The following is a 14305-nucleotide window of genomic DNA, read 5'->3' on the forward strand; positions in this document are numbered from 1 at the left end:
TAAATGTCAAATCTACTGGAAACGATTCCGAATGGAGGTTTTCAAAATGGGAGTTACTAAAAAGATAAAAAAAGATAAAAGGTTTAGAACTTCTAAAGGACTCATCAAAGAAAACTATTTAGATCACATCAATCTAACCCTTGGAAAAACACTTGAAAATGCAACATCCTGGGACAAGTATAATGCACTTGCACTCTTGGTTAAAGACCAAGTAGTAGAAAAATGGTTGCAAACTCAAAAAAAATACTTTGAAAATCCTGATACCAAAAGAGTTTATTATTTCTCAATTGAGTTCTTAATTGGTAGACTACTTTACAATAATCTATTAAACTTACAAATCTACGATGACGTAAAAAAAGCAATGCAAGACTTAAATCTAAAATTAGAAGAAATAGCCGAAATTGAGCCCGATGCAGGATTGGGAAATGGCGGACTTGGAAGACTTGCAGCGTGTTTTCTAGATTCCATTGCCACGCTTGGTATACCTGGATATGGTTACGGTATAAGGTACGAATATGGTATATTTAAACAAATAATCAAAGATGGTTTTCAGATTGAACTACCAGATGATTGGCTCAAAAATGGGAATCCATGGGAAATCGAAAGAAAAGATAGAAGCGTAAAAATTAAATTCTTTGGAAAAACAGAGAGTTATAAAGACAAAGATGGGAATTTAAGATTTAGATGGGTAGATACATACGATATTTTAGCAGTTCCCTATGACACACCGATAATTGGATATGGGAATGAAGTTGCAAATACATTAAGGCTTTGGTCTGCAAGACCAATCAATGAATTTGATTTTAACAATTTTCAAAAAGGAAATTATATAAAATCCGTTGAATCTCAAGCAATTGCAAGTGCAATCTCCAAAGTGTTATATCCAAACGATGCTTTTTACGCAGGGAGAGAACTAAGACTAAAACAAGAGTACTTCTTTGTTTCAGCCTCCATACAAGATATTATAAGAAGATTTAAAAAACAATTTGGAAACAATTTTGATATATTCCCAGATAAAAACGTAATCCAGCTAAATGATACACATCCAGCACTTGCTATTCCAGAATTAATGAGAATTTTAGTTGATGAAGAAAAATTATCTTGGGAAAAAGCATGGAAAATTACTACTAAAACTTTTGCATATACAAATCATACAGTTATGCCAGAAGCTTTGGAAAAATGGGAAGTACATCTTTTGGAAAGGCTTCTTCCAAGACATCTTGAAATTTTATATGAAATAAATGCAAGGTTTTTAGATAACGCAAATAAAATATTTAGTGGAAACATTGATAAAATAAGGAATGTTTCTATTTTTGAAGAAGGATATGTAAAGCAAGTCAGAATGGCTAATTTATCAATAGTTGGCTCTTTTTCAATTAATGGTGTATCTAAATTACACACAGAAATACTTAAAAACAGTGTTTTTAAAGATTTTTACGAAATATGGCCAAAAAAATTCAATAATAAAACCAATGGAATTACTCAAAGAAGATGGTTATTGCAATGCAATCCAAATCTTTCAAATCTAATTAATGAAACACTTGGAGATAATTGGATTATAAACCTAGATTATCTAAAAAATCTTGAAGCCTATGCAAATGACAAAAACTTTTTAGATAAGTTCTTTGAAGTAAAACAACATAACAAAAAACAACTTTCAAACTATATAAAAAAGGAATTAGGTATAAATGTAGATCCTGAATCTATCTTTGATGTACAAGTAAAAAGACTCCACGAATATAAGAGACAGCTTCTCAATGTGATGCATATTATATATCTTTACCAGACTTTAAAAGAAAATCCAAATATTGATATCTATCCTAGAACATTTATCTTTGGCGCAAAAGCTGCACCAGGATATAGAATGGCAAAGTTGATAATAAAACTGATAAACAGTGTAGCAGACATAGTAAATAACGACAAAGAAATAAGCGATAAAATAAAAGTTGTATTTATACCAAATTATAACGTATCCCTTGCCGAAATAATAATACCTGCCGCAAATGTAAGTGAGCAAATATCAACTGCTGGAAAAGAAGCATCAGGTACTGGGAATATGAAATTTGCATTAAACGGGGCATTGACTATTGGAACACTTGATGGTGCAAATATCGAGATAAAAGAATGCGTTGGTGATGAAAATATCTTTATATTTGGATTAACAGCGGAACAAGTTCAAAAGCTAAAAGAAAGTAGGCTTTACAATCCATATGACATATACTTGAGAAATGAAAATATTAGAAAAATACTAGATGCTATAAACAATGGATTCTTCAACAAAGAAAATCCTGACTTATTTAAAGATATATTCCAATCGTTATTATTTGGTTTAAATGGTTCACAAGCAGATGAATATATGCTACTTGCAGATTTTGACAGTTATAAAACTAGACATAAAGAAATAGACATAACATATAGAGATAAATATCTTTGGAATAAAAAAGCATTACTAAACGTTGCAAGAGTCGGTATTTTCTCAAGTGATAGAACGATAATGGAATACGCAAAGGATATTTGGAATGTAAAATAATAAAAATAAAGGCTCCTTTTAAGGAGCCTTTATTTTATCCCAATTGGTTGAACTGGTCCAAAATTTTTCAACGGCCAAATTCTCAATATAGGTCTTCCAATAACAGCCTCTTTGGGAACGAATCCAAAATATCTACTATCTAAGCTTTCCCTAGAATTATCTCCCATAAAAAAGTAGAAACCGCTTGGTATTTTTACAAAAACTTGCCCATTTTTTTTCCATATATAATCTTCAAAATTTATATTCTTTGATTTTAAATATTTATCCACATATTCATAATACGGGATACCGTATTTCACTGGTTCCATTCCGCCAACTATACTAAAAACTATATTGGCAAATTTTGAGCCCTTTTTCAAAGCAAGTTCATAGAGAAATTTTCTATATTCTGTTTGATTATTTCTCAATCTACTAGCCTTATCTAAATAATTCCAAAGTTCCGGATATTCAAAAACACCTTCAGGTAAGTAATTGACATCCCTTAAATTTTCTGGAATCTCTCCATTAACAAATAGTTTCCATTTACCATCAACTAACTTTAACGTAATAACATCGCCTTCTTTTGCCACAAGTCTTTTTACATATTTTACATGTCCTTTAAATTCCTTGGGAGAAAACAAATCCATAAATTTATCAAATGCTCTAAGCATCTGTTGAGCTCTCTCATCGCGGAAAGGCGTCCAAAATACTGTTATTTCACCTATTTCAGGTTCTCTCGCTTGAAAAGTTATTTTTTCAATAAAAAGGCGGTCCCCAATGTTAATAGTTGGTATCATAGAACCTGTGGGGACCATCATAGTTTCAAAAACAAACAGCCTAATAATTGTAGCTGCAACTATAGCATAAACAAGCGTAATAACTGTATCCTTAAAGATTTTTGAAGGGCTTTTTTTCATTTAAATTACCTTCTCTCCTTAATTTTCACCTTTCCGCGGATGTTTCTCAAGTAATATAGTTTTGCCCTTCTAACTTTACCACGCCTGACAACCTCAATTTTTTGAATTATTGGTGCATACAGTGGAAAGATTCTTTCAACACCTACACCATTAGCACCAATTCTCCTAACTGTAAATGTTTTTCCAATACCAGAACCTCTTAAAGAAATTACAATTCCCTCAAAAGCTTGTGTTCTTTCTTTGTTTCCTTCTTTAAATTTAACATATACTTTTACAGTATCTCCAGGTCTAAATTCTGGCACCTCTTTAATTTGATTCTTTTCAATAATTCTAATAAGGTTATCCATACTCATATAAATCCCTCCTTTATACATTCTCTCCTATTAACCTATCAAGTATTATTGCAACAGCAGCCCGTACAGAAAGATGATTAAAATCGGATTTTCCTCTTACAGGCTCCAGCGCATAATCACATTGCTCTAAAATCTCATCTGGCATACCCCAACCAGTACCAAATAAAATTAAAATAGGTTTATCACTTCTCAAAATCATTTCTTTTCCTTCATCAAATGTTATAGTATTTTCGCGCCATTTGGCAGATGTAAACATGATAATAGGTTTCTCTTTTTCAATATTTTCTATATCTTCAATAACATCCTCATAATAACCCATTAACTTAACTAATGATAAGGCCTCTGAACGGTTGGGGTTGTACTCTTTTCCAAACCCCTCTCGCCAATATGCCAAAACTTTCTTTACTATATCTTGCTGGGCAGGTAAGTTATTCACAAGATAGTACCTTTTAATATTGTAAGTCCTACAAGTCCTTGCAATGTCATGTATATCTAAATTTGTAACAGCTGTAGATATAATCTTACCATCTCTTCCTAAAATTGGATAATGAATTAAAGCGAGATAAATTTTATCTAACACCATTAATCAACTCCCTAAACAACTCCAGCAACGCAACTTTATCAAGCTCATCAAATTCTTTATTAAAAAACAAATCCGGTCTTTTCTCCATAGTCTTTTTTAACGCCATTTTACGTCTCCAAATTTCTATTTTATTGTGATCTCCACTTAATAGAACTTCTGGAACCTTTAAACCATTTATTTCTCTCGGTCTTGTGTAATGTGGATGATCAAGTATTCCCGTGTTAAAAGATTCTTGCTCAACCGAATCTTTATCTATGACTTCTGGAACAAATCTTGAAATTGCATCTGCAATGACCATGGCTGGTAGTTCTCCGCCAGTCAAAACATAGTCACCTATTGAAATTTCTCTATCAACAAAACTCATTACTCTTTCGTCAATTCCCTCATACCTTCCACAAATTATAAGAATATTTTTTTCACAACTCAATTCCTTTACAATATCGTTATTTAACGTTTCTCCCTGTGGTGAGGTTAAAATTGTATAAGGCTTTCCAAATTCTTTATTAAAATACTCAAAAAACCTAAAAAAAGGTGCTGGCTTCATAACCATCCCTGGACCCCCACCAAAGGGATAATCATCAACAACCTTATGTTTATCATTTGTAAAATCTCTAAGATTAAATATTTGGATATCTAAAATTTTATTTTCCACCGCTTTGGAGATTACTCCGTATTTTTTTATTACACTTACCATCTCAGGAAAGATGGTTAAAATACTTATTTTCACCCTAACCACTCCGGAAGCCTAACAACTATCTTTCTATCTTTCTTGTCAATTAAAACAACATAATCCTTAATAACAGGTATCATAATTTCATTTTCGGTATCCTTATTTATTACAAAAACATCGTTACTACCCGTTTGCATAACCTCATCAACTTTTCCTATGTTCTTACCATTCTCATCAAAGACGTTTAAACCTAAAATTTCGTAAAAATAATACTCATCATCTTTTAAAGATGGCAACATACTTTTTTCAATATAAAGTTTAGAACCCACAAATTTTTTAGCGTCATTCACAGAATCAATTCCTTTAATTTTCACAATGTAATAACCATTCGACAATACCATGTATGAGATTCTACCAAATAGAAACTTTTTTACCTTTTCGTTATATATAAAAACTTCATCTAAAGATTCAATAACTTCAGGTATATTAGTTAATGGTAACAACCTTAACTCTCCACCAAGCCCGTGCGTTTTCCCAAGTATTGCAACTGGAACCTTATCTTTTAGAAGCTCATGGAGAGTCTTAATCATCTTACCACCTTCAAAATAAAATCATTTTCATCGGTTATTGAAGATAAAAGTATCTTAATTGACTTTATTGTTCTTCCATCCTTTCCAATAACTTGGCCAACATCTTCAGAATTTACCGATATTTCAAAAATTCTTTTTCCATCCTCGTTAAATTCCAAAACAACTACCTCTTCGGGATTTTTTACAATCCCCTTGAGTATGTACTCAAGGAGCTCTTTCATTGATTAGCCTCCTTCTTTTTTGCATTTTTTATTTCATCAACTTTTTTAAAGACCCCTGCCTTTCTCAAAAGGTTTCTTGCCGTTTGGCTTGGTTGTGCACCTTTTAAAATCCAATCAACCGCCTTATCTACATCAACATTTAGAACATAAGGGTCTTTAATAGGATCATAATATCCCAAACTTTCAATATATGCACCATCTCTTCTTTTTCTTTGATCAACTACCACAATTCTGTAAAATGGTTGTTTCTTTTTACCCATACGTGTTAATCTAATCCTTACCACACTAAACACCTCCATGCAAATTTTTATAATTTAAAACCTCTTAAATTAAATGGTAACTTTCCCTTTTTAAACATTTTCATCATTTTTTTCATTTCCTCATAGTTTTTTATTAATTTATTAACCTCTTGTACACTAGTTCCACTACCCTTTGCAATCCTTTTCTTTCTGCTCGCATTAAGTATCTTTGGATTTCTTCTTTCCTCAGGAGTCATTGAATTTATTATCGCCTCTGTTATTTTTAATTCTTTTTCACCTTGATCTAAATCAACTTTAGGTGCACCAGGTAAAAGCTCAACAATCTTTGAAAGAGAACCGAGTTTTTTTATTTCCTTCAACTGTTCTTGAAAATCTTCTAAGGTAAATTCCGCATTTATCATTTTCTTTCCTAAATTTTTCATTTTTTCTTTATCAAGTTCCTGCTCTGCCTTTTCAATTAACGTCAAAACATCACCAAGCCCCAATATTCTACTTGCAATTCTTTCTGGATAAAACTCTTCAAGGTCCTCTATTTTTTCACCGGTTCCAATAAATTTCACAGGTTTTTGTGTAACATATCTAATTGATAAAATCACTCCACCCCTTGCATCACCATCCATCTTTGTTACCACAAATCCCGTGACATCCAGCCTTTCATCAAAAGTTTTAGCAGAGTTTACCGCATCTTGCCCAGTCATTGCATCAACTACCATCAAAATTTCATCCGGTTTTAAAATATCTTTAATTTCCACCAATTCGGACATCATTTCTTCATCTATGTGCAATCTCCCAGCTGTATCAAATATTACTACATCATATCCACTATCTTTTACTTCTTTTAAAGCCCATTTTACTATTTTAATTGGATTTTTTTTATCACCATAGTAGACAGGTACGTCTATCCTTTTACCCAAAGTTATCAATTGATCAATAGCCGCAGGTCTATAGGTATCTGCTGCGACTAAATATGGTTTTCTACCTCTTTTTTTAAGTAAATTTGCAATTTTAGCTGCACTCGTTGTCTTACCACTTCCTTGCAATCCAACCATCATAATATATGAAGGGGAATGAATCATTTGCAATTGCGATTTTTCCCCCATTAATCTAATTAATTCGTCTTTCAAAATCTTAATAAACATTTGATCAGGAGTCAAAGATCTCAAGACTTCTTCTCCTAACGCTTTCTTCTTTACTTCATCTATAAATTCTTTTACCACTTTATAATTAACATCAGCTTCCAGCAAAGAAAGCTTTACTATTCTAATAGCTTCTTTAATATTTTTTTCCGTAATCTTTCCTTTTCCAGATAAACTTTTAAACGCCTTTGAAAGTTTTTCTTGTAGTCCCTCGAACAAATAAATCACCTTCCTTTTTCTTCCTAATTTAGTATATTATACTTTTTCCTTTTTTCAATTAAATTTTTGTACAACTTTGAAAACAAACATAAAATTATATGTAACAAATAAATTACGTCAATTCGATTACTTAACTTAACACACCGAATAAATTTAACATTTACGTAAAACTTTATGTTTTTGAATTAATCAACCTGATGTATAATAGAATTAACCCAAGGGGAGCTCCATATTCCGGGGCTGAGAGGAAGGTGGAAACCTTCGACCCTTTGAACCTGACCCAGGTAATACTGGCGGAGGGATGGGGAAAACCCTCCAAAAGGAGGGATTTTTTTTAGGAGGTGAAAAGATGAAAAAATATATTGTGAGCTTGTTTATTCTAATTGGAGTACTTTATTTTTCTACCCAAACATTGGTAATTTACACATACGATAGTTTCGTCTCAGGGATTGGTTATGAAGTAATTCCAATTTTTGAAAAAATGTATGATTGCAAAGTCGAACTTAGATCTTTTGGAGATGCCGGAGCCGTATTATCAAGGTTAATATTAGAAAAGGATAATCAAAAAGCAGACGTAATAATAGGACTTGACCAAGCTTTATTGCATAGGGCAAAAAAAGAAGGATTACTTGAAAAATATTCACCGATAAATTATTCTTTATTAAAATATCCAGAATTAAAAGATGAATACGGTGTACCATTTGATTTTGGTGCCATTGCAATAGTTTACAACAAAAACACTGTAAAAAATCCACCAAAAAGTTTTTCGGATTTATTAAAAAAAGAGTTCAAAAACAGAATAGTTGTGGAAGATCCACGCACTTCAAGCACAGGAATTAGTTTTTTGTTGTGGACAATCGCCATCTATGGAGACAACTATCTAGATTTTTGGAAAAAATTCAAAGAAAACATACTAACAATAACACCAGGCTGGGATGAAGCATTTGAAATGCTCGAAACCGGCGAAGCAGATATCATGGTAAGTTACGCTACAGATGGTGCATATAGTTATTACAACTATGGTAAAATCACATATGTACCAGTAATTATGAAAGAAGGGGCATTTGTACAAGTTGAATATGCTGCAATAGTAAAAGGTGCAAAAAATATAGAACTTGCAAAAAGATTTTTAGAGTTTGTATTAATGGACAGTTTTCAAGAAAAAATTCCATTAAATCAATGGATGCTTCCCGTAACCAATGTCAGTATTCCAGATGCATTTAAATATGTACCAAAAATGGAAAAAATTTTAAAAATAAATCCAAATTTATATGAAAAACAAGAGGAGATATTAAAAGAATGGACAAAAGAAATTATTGGTGGGTAATCCCTTTATTGTACGTTATTGGGGGACTTTTTGTCCCCTTATTTTTTCTATTTTATAAATTCGGTGGAATAAACTTTTCCACTATAAAAGATCACTTAAATGTTATCAAATTTACTATAACCCAAGCAATTGTTTCTTCGATTTTCACATTGATTCTTGGATTACCAGGCGCATACATTGTTGCTAGAACAAAGACACATGCATTTTTAAAATCTATTTTTAGAATATTGTCATCAATTCCTTTTATTTTACCTGGTGTTACCATGAGCATTGGATTTTTAATGGCTTTTGGAAGAAATGGACTCTTAACTAAGTTGTTGGGAATACTAGGATTTGATGGGAAAATTTTGTATACATTCACCGCTGTAATTCTAGGACATGTCTTCTATAACTTTCCACTTTTCATAAGGATAGTTGGAGAAACATGGGAAAAAATAGATGCAAGTTTAATCGAAGCAGCAAAAATAGATGGTGCAAAACAACACAGAATTTTTTGGAAAGTGGAACTTCCAATTTTAACTCCATCGATTTTAAAAGCATTTCTTTTAACTTATGTCTATACTTTTACAAGTTTTTCAGTTGTTTTAATACTTGGTGGAATAAAATATTCAACTATTGAAGTTTCCATATATATGTACACAAAAATACTCTTTGATTTTAAAAGTGCTCTTTCACTTTCATTTTTTCAAATCTTATTCATCTCTGTAGTTTCATACATGCTTTCATTTGAAAAGTTTGAATTCCACAATGGAGACTCTTTAAAAGAAAAATTCCCCATTTGGGGATATTTCTATATAATTCTAACCATTGCAATCATATTCATTCCACTAACATATTCTGTCCTTTCAGGATTTATAAACTACGGTGGAGGATTTGGAACAGAAAACTTCAAAAGACTTTTATCATTAAATTTAAAAAGATACATTGGTACCACTTTTTCATCTATGTTTGTATATACAATCTCTTTTAGTATAATCTCTTCAATTATTTCAATAATTATCTCAATAGTAAGCTCTTTTTATAAAATCCAAAAGCTTCAATATTTAATGTTTTTACCCGCATCAATTTCTCCAGTTACTCTTGCTTTCTCATATGTGTCCCTAAATATTAGTCAATATATTTCAATTCTTGTAATATACTCGTTAATTTCGCTTCCAATAGTATATGGAATAATCTCAAGTGGTTGGAAAACAATTGATCCATACTCTATCGAAGCAGCTAAAATAGACGGTGCAAATACATTTAATTTAAACTTAAAAATAAGGTTTCCACAAATTAAATACCATCTACTAACAGCTTTTGTATACGCTTTCACCTTATCAATAGGTGAAATGTCTGCAACTATAACATTAAGTAACCCACCAGTTTCAACCCTATCTATATCCATATATAGACTCTTAAGTTCCAGAAAAATTCCAGAAGCAAGAGCCTTAAACACAATTTATTCATTTATAGTCATTCTTTTATTCTCAACAATTGAATATCTAAGGAATAAAAAACTAAAGAATATCTATATTAAATAACATTTTAGCAATGATCCCTATTATAAAAGACAAACCCATAACTCCAAAACTAATTAAAAACATTTCAGAAAAATAACCTTTAAAACTCTTATTTTGAACTATTGAAACAAAATATGAAAAAAATAAAATGATCACCAATGCAATAACCAACAAGAAAACTAAAGCAAAAAACGGGTTAGGTACCAATATATATGGCATAACCAATAGAAATACTGTAAAAATATAAGCAATACCTGTATAAATAGCAGATTTTAATGGATTTTGTGAATTTGGATCAGACCTTTGTGATAAATATTCAGAAGCAGACATTGAAAATGATGCTGCAATACCAGTTATCACACCTGAAAGGGCAACCAATTTTGAATTTTGAAATGCAAAAGTTAATCCTGCGAGTGTTCCTGTTAATTCAACAAGAGCATCATTTAATCCCAAAACCATTGAACTAATATATTTTATCCTTTCTTCGTCGATAAGCTTTAGTAACTCTTTTTCATGTAAATCTTCATCTAATATTATTTTTTCAATTTCCGGTATTTCATCTTTCAACATCAAATAATTTTTTTGGGCTTTTTCTTCACCCTTTTCCATAGCATTTAAAGAAAAAGTTAATCCTAAAATAAAATAAATAAAGATATGCCAAATTATTTTCAAATAATTTGGATGAAGATCTTTTTTCGAATATTTCTTTAAAATGTTATAGTGCCTAAATTCATCTTCTGCAATTTTTCTAAGAACTTTACTATTTTTATTTTTAGAAATCTTTGATAAAAATCTATAGACATAAAATTCTGTAATTTCATTTCTTTGAAAACCATATAAAATTTTTTTCAACTTTTTTGTCAAAATATCCCTCCTTTTATTACAACTTTTTCAACTAATCTTTCAGCAATTATTTTCCTTGTTCCAGCCCCATGTGCAATTAATTTAAATAATTTTTTTGGATCCAAAACTCTTACTCCAGCAAGTAATTTTACCGGCATTTTCTTTACAAGTGGTGTAGATGGTCCTACAATAACAACCCTTTTTGTATCCACATATTTTAAAATCCAATCTATTGTTCCATTGACAACTGTTGCACCGGTTATGATTACTACCGTACACTTAGGTAAAAGATCAACTATAGCCCAATCTGGAAGCACATCCTCACTATTTCTATTCCTATCAAAAACTAAAACATCCCAAGCAATTGGTTTAAGATACTCAATTAGTGGTTCTATTTTTCCAACAATTCCAACCGTGTCATCAAAAGATACATCTAAAAACTTAGTTATGTCTCCTTTCAGATATTTACTTTCATCATAATAAAAAACGGAATTTAAAACCGCATATGCCACTGATCTTGTCAAAGGTTCAGGGGAAAATGCCCCTATTTTCAAAATTTTTCTTACACTCATTCCAACATCTATTTTACTTACTGGATTACCCGTACTTGAAGTACATTTAAAAAACTCTTCACATTTTCCAAGTGTATCTTCTCTTAATGTGTAACTAACACCACATCTGCCGTCACTTAGCAAAGCAGCAGTTAAACCATATCCAATTATATAATCTTCCAAAAAAATAGAATTATCCACAAACTCAAACGCTTCATTAAACAACATTTCTGAAATTTTCATAAAATCCCTCCTACTTTTCAACTTTTCCCTTTAAATAATACCACAAATACATATCAAATCTTCCTGGACATTCTCCAAATTCATCTGCAAGAGATTTAAAAATTTTTTCAATTTCAAGATATTTCCTTTTACTCCAACTTTTGGGTATGATATCAATATAACCGTACTTATTTAACAACCTTAAAACATGTTTGTCTAAAATTGCAACTTCACAAAAAGCTACATTCCTCAAAAAATGCGAAGATTCTTTCCATGAAATTCCTTTAACATTTTTTACCAAAAACTCCCTTGCTTCTTCAACGGGTAAATTCAACAAGTTTCTTAAATTTCCAACAATCCATCTATTTTCATATATATACCTTGCCCTTGCCCTTGGAAACCTATGCCCGACCTTCCTTAAAGATATTTCTAATTCTTCTAGAGAAAATGTATAAAATCCCTCACCAATTTTCTCTTGCGCAATCATTCCACCTTTTGCAGACCAATTTGCAGTTAAAACACAAAAAGATAACTCAGAAAAAAGGTCTATCTCACTCCCACTTTTTCTAAGTTCTAAAAATTCATTCCATCTTTCATTTACCATTTTTTCAGCTTCATTTTTTATTTTTTTTATCTCTAAAACCACTATTTCACCTCTTTTTTCAATTAAAAACTTTTAAAAATTTAAAAAAATCATAATAAAATTATCTCCACAATATGATAAAATATAATCAAAAGGAATATAGGGGGGATTAAATGTACATTAAAATGTTCGGAAAATATGGTATTTATCTAAAAGATGAAAAAATACTTTTAAACAGCAAAAAAGCCGAATACATACTATACTATTTAATTTTAAACGTCAAAAGGAAAATATTTGTAAATGAAATCCTAGATTTATTTTTTGAAGGTTATGACAAAATATACTCGAGAAAAAACCTAAATACACTTTTATATATGATTAGAAAAGGATTAAACATAACCAAAGACGATCTCAAGATAGAAAAAAATATGATATTCCTTAATCCTAAAAAACTCAAATGTGATTATCTTGAATTCCAAAAACTTATGGAAAAAAAACCTTCTAATGATGTCCTACAAAAAATCACTCAGCTTTACTCCGGTGAACTTCTAAGTGGATTAGATTTCGATTGGATAATGCCTTTTAGAAAACTATGTGAAATGCAAATTTTATTAATGACTCAACAACTAAAATTACCCAATAATTTTGAAATAACCAATTTACCAACAAGAAATGAAATATCCATGGAACTTGCAATAAAACTAATTGCTCTAGATAAAAAAAGGCGAAATCCAATGTTTTATCCTATCTTGCTAAAAACAAAAGAAGATATAAAGGAAAAAATAAGAAAAAGTGATTTTTATGTTAGATTATCTCAAAACAGCTACCTTGTATTATTTGAAACAGGAGATTCAAATATTGAAGCACTTAAAAACATATTAAAATTTAGATTCAATAACATAGAAATTGTAAAAGAAATTTAACCCCTCTAGAGGGGTTAAATTTTGTTAAATACACCTGTAAATAATTTTGAAAGTACATTTGCAAGGTACATGTAGTTTTCATTTTCAAATGCAAATTCATTTTCAAAGTTGTATAAAGATATAAACCCGAATAATTCATTATTTTTATAAAAAGGAATGGACAACATCGATAATATTCTAGTTAAATGCGCATATTTCATTAAAAATTCTACTTTTTTCATCCTTTCATTATCTACATTCAGATAATATTCCTCAGCAACATCATCTAATTTAACGATCATTGGTCTTTTTAATCTTTCAGAGTATACTTCATCTAAAGTAAAAAAAACATCTTTCATTATCTCATAATCAAAACCTGATGCACCTCTTATGCGTAAAATATCACCATCTCTCGTGGAAAATAAAGCACCATCTATCTCTGGAAAATTTTCAACAAAAAGTTCAGTTAAATTACTATAGTTTTCTTTTCTATTAAATCCTTTTTCCAACCATTCACAAATAAATTTATCAAGTATCTCTCCTAAAATATTAAACATCTTTGCTTTTAAATCATTACTAACTAAATCATTAATCTTTTTAAAACTAATTATATATTTATAGCCATCTTTTTCCACATCTACTTCAAAAATTTCATCTTCAAATTCAAAAAAGAATTTATCCATTCCATCTAACAAATTGAACCTATTTTGTTTAAGAAACAAACTAAATATTTCCCTTACTCTTTCCTCAGAAAAAATAGTTGAAACTATTTCAAACTCATCTGATTCATAGACTAATAAAATATCCGTTAGCTTTTTCAAAATTCCTTTAAAGATAATCCACACCTCCTTATTTCAAAAATATTATAGCATAATTATCCAAATTAAAAACTCCCCAAGCTCATACGCTTGAGGAGA

At 30.5% G+C, this 14305-nt stretch carries 16 protein-coding genes and 1 riboswitch; of the genes, 4 read left to right on the forward strand and 12 right to left on the reverse strand.

What is annotated here, in order from left to right; all coding sequences use genetic code 11:
• Positions 1-46: 46 nt before the first annotated feature.
• Positions 47-2530 (forward strand): glycogen/starch/alpha-glucan phosphorylase, encoded by a 2484-nt coding sequence (locus tag AS157_RS06990; protein WP_077288555.1) that lies wholly within the window; start codon positions 47-49, stop codon positions 2528-2530.
• A 29-nt stretch (positions 2531-2559) separates the two neighbouring features.
• On the opposite strand, the gene lepB is transcribed toward AS157_RS06990, so the two are convergent.
• The 8 genes from lepB to ffh are packed head-to-tail and all read right to left on the reverse strand — an operon-like array spanning position 2560 to position 7458.
• The gene (gene lepB, locus AS157_RS06995; RefSeq protein ID WP_077288556.1) at positions 2560-3426 is read right to left on the reverse strand and encodes a signal peptidase I; all 867 of its coding nucleotides are present in this window, start codon (positions 3424-3426) and stop codon (positions 2560-2562) included.
• A 5-nt stretch (positions 3427-3431) separates the two neighbouring features.
• Complete coding sequence (gene rplS, locus AS157_RS07000) at positions 3432-3779, reverse strand: 50S ribosomal protein L19 (protein WP_075665119.1); 348 nt, start codon at positions 3777-3779, stop codon at positions 3432-3434.
• Between the two features lie 13 nt (positions 3780-3792).
• Positions 3793-4359, reverse strand: coding sequence for an RNA methyltransferase (locus AS157_RS07005; RefSeq protein WP_077288712.1), 567 nt, complete (start codon positions 4357-4359; stop codon positions 3793-3795).
• Positions 4349-5089 carry a tRNA (guanosine(37)-N1)-methyltransferase TrmD gene (gene trmD, locus AS157_RS07010; protein WP_214495023.1) on the reverse strand — a complete coding sequence of 247 codons (741 nt, stop codon included), beginning with the start codon at positions 5087-5089 and terminating at the stop codon, positions 4349-4351. Before trmD ends, AS157_RS07005 begins: the two co-directional genes overlap by 11 nt.
• Positions 5086-5622, reverse strand: a complete 537-nt coding sequence (rimM, locus tag AS157_RS07015; protein ID WP_077288558.1) for a ribosome maturation factor RimM — start codon at positions 5620-5622, stop codon at positions 5086-5088. The genes trmD and rimM overlap by 4 nt, the downstream gene beginning before the upstream one ends.
• Positions 5619-5843, reverse strand: a complete 225-nt coding sequence (locus tag AS157_RS07020; RefSeq protein ID WP_075665122.1) for a KH domain-containing protein — start codon at positions 5841-5843, stop codon at positions 5619-5621. The genes rimM and AS157_RS07020 overlap by 4 nt, the downstream gene beginning before the upstream one ends.
• Positions 5840-6127: a 30S ribosomal protein S16 gene (gene rpsP / locus AS157_RS07025; RefSeq protein ID WP_077197709.1), complete on the reverse strand. Its 288-nt coding sequence runs from the start codon at positions 6125-6127 to the stop codon at positions 5840-5842. Before rpsP ends, AS157_RS07020 begins: the two co-directional genes overlap by 4 nt.
• A 23-nt stretch (positions 6128-6150) precedes the next feature.
• Positions 6151-7458, reverse strand: coding sequence for a signal recognition particle protein (gene ffh / locus AS157_RS07030; protein WP_077288559.1), 1308 nt, complete (start codon positions 7456-7458; stop codon positions 6151-6153).
• Positions 7459-7666: 208 nt separating this feature from the next.
• A riboswitch (TPP riboswitch) is annotated at positions 7667-7777 on the forward strand.
• A 30-nt stretch (positions 7778-7807) separates the two neighbouring features.
• On the opposite strand from ffh, the gene AS157_RS07035 reads away from it, so the two are divergent.
• Both AS157_RS07035 and AS157_RS07040 read left to right on the forward strand, forming a co-directional pair.
• Positions 7808-8785: a thiamine ABC transporter substrate-binding protein gene (locus AS157_RS07035; RefSeq protein ID WP_077288713.1), complete on the forward strand. Its 978-nt coding sequence runs from the start codon at positions 7808-7810 to the stop codon at positions 8783-8785.
• Positions 8786-8793: 8 nt separating this feature from the next.
• A complete protein-coding gene (locus AS157_RS07040) occupies positions 8794-10308 on the forward strand; it encodes an ABC transporter permease (RefSeq protein WP_250880093.1) in 1515 nt (504 codons plus the stop codon).
• On the opposite strand, the gene AS157_RS07045 is transcribed toward AS157_RS07040, so the two are convergent.
• The 3 genes from AS157_RS07045 to AS157_RS07055 are packed head-to-tail and all read right to left on the reverse strand — an operon-like array spanning position 10285 to position 12570.
• A complete protein-coding gene (locus AS157_RS07045) occupies positions 10285-11151 on the reverse strand; it encodes a VIT1/CCC1 transporter family protein (protein WP_143611730.1) in 867 nt (288 codons plus the stop codon). The genes AS157_RS07040 and AS157_RS07045 overlap by 24 nt on opposite strands.
• Positions 11148-11924 carry a Rossmann-like domain-containing protein gene (locus tag AS157_RS07050; RefSeq protein WP_214495025.1) on the reverse strand — a complete coding sequence of 259 codons (777 nt, stop codon included), beginning with the start codon at positions 11922-11924 and terminating at the stop codon, positions 11148-11150. The genes AS157_RS07045 and AS157_RS07050 overlap by 4 nt, the downstream gene beginning before the upstream one ends.
• A 10-nt stretch (positions 11925-11934) precedes the next feature.
• Positions 11935-12570 (reverse strand): N-glycosylase/DNA lyase, encoded by a 636-nt coding sequence (locus AS157_RS07055; RefSeq protein ID WP_255373646.1) that lies wholly within the window; start codon positions 12568-12570, stop codon positions 11935-11937.
• An 89-nt stretch (positions 12571-12659) separates the two neighbouring features.
• Between AS157_RS07055 and AS157_RS07060 the strand changes: the two genes are divergently transcribed.
• Positions 12660-13409: a hypothetical protein gene (locus tag AS157_RS07060; protein WP_077288563.1), complete on the forward strand. Its 750-nt coding sequence runs from the start codon at positions 12660-12662 to the stop codon at positions 13407-13409.
• Between the two features lie 14 nt (positions 13410-13423).
• Here the strand turns inward: AS157_RS07060 and AS157_RS07065 are convergent, their stop codons facing one another.
• Positions 13424-14209: a hypothetical protein gene (locus AS157_RS07065; RefSeq protein ID WP_077288564.1), complete on the reverse strand. Its 786-nt coding sequence runs from the start codon at positions 14207-14209 to the stop codon at positions 13424-13426.
• Positions 14210-14305: the final 96 nt, after the last annotated feature.

Origin of the sequence: Thermosipho sp. 1244 (assembly GCF_018588215.1) — a bacterium.
In the GTDB taxonomy this organism is placed as follows: Bacteria; Thermotogota; Thermotogae; order Thermotogales; family Fervidobacteriaceae; genus Thermosipho; species Thermosipho affectus.

Bases quoted from the DNA above. Each gene is read 5' to 3' on its own strand.
- AS157_RS06990 (WP_077288555.1), top strand. From the start codon at position 47: ATGGGAGTTACTAAAAAGATAAAAAAAGATAAAAGGTTTAGAACTTCT.
- lepB (WP_077288556.1), bottom strand. From the start codon at position 3,426: ATGAAAAAAAGCCCTTCAAAAATCTTTAAGGATACAGTTATTACGCTT.
- rplS (WP_075665119.1), bottom strand. From the start codon at position 3,779: ATGAGTATGGATAACCTTATTAGAATTATTGAAAAGAATCAAATTAAA.
- rimM (WP_077288558.1), bottom strand. From the start codon at position 5,622: ATGATTAAGACTCTCCATGAGCTTCTAAAAGATAAGGTTCCAGTTGCA.
- AS157_RS07020 (WP_075665122.1), bottom strand. From the start codon at position 5,843: ATGAAAGAGCTCCTTGAGTACATACTCAAGGGGATTGTAAAAAATCCC.
- AS157_RS07035 (WP_077288713.1), top strand. From the start codon at position 7,808: ATGAAAAAATATATTGTGAGCTTGTTTATTCTAATTGGAGTACTTTAT.
- AS157_RS07050 (WP_214495025.1), bottom strand. From the start codon at position 11,924: ATGAAAATTTCAGAAATGTTGTTTAATGAAGCGTTTGAGTTTGTGGAT.
- AS157_RS07060 (WP_077288563.1), top strand. From the start codon at position 12,660: ATGTACATTAAAATGTTCGGAAAATATGGTATTTATCTAAAAGATGAA.